This is a genomic window from Vibrio sp. 10N.222.52.B7 (genome assembly GCF_041474275.1).
Taxonomy (GTDB): Bacteria; Pseudomonadota; Gammaproteobacteria; order Enterobacterales; family Vibrionaceae; genus Vibrio; species Vibrio crassostreae_C.
This window is the reverse complement of sequence record NZ_JBFRTU010000461.1, coordinates 1-260: the sequence shown is the minus strand read 5'-3', so window position 1 is coordinate 260 and position 260 is coordinate 1. Positions and strand designations below refer to the sequence as shown.

At 45.0% G+C, this 260-nt stretch carries 1 pseudogene; it reads left to right on the top strand.

Features of this window, described 5'->3' with window-relative positions:
* A pseudogene (locus AB4512_RS23690) lies at positions 1-260 on the top strand (hypothetical protein); the annotation flags it as partial.

Here is a 260-nt window from a genome sequence, read left to right as displayed (position 1 = left end):
TTATTACAACCAATCAAACAGAAAGAGAAACGGCGCCAACAGAAGTGCCACATCGAGAACTTGACGATCCGAATGATGACGCTAGTGCCACACAACCTCCTATCACTTCCACGCTTGATTCGTTGAGGCAATCAGCGCGTTCAAAACCTTCAGTAAGACATGCTCGAACCAAACGAGTTGCAATCGAAAGCTTGTCAAACCTGGCGTTAGCGATTGAATACTGTCAAGACAAGCAATATCTGATGGAGCTTTGCTCTATT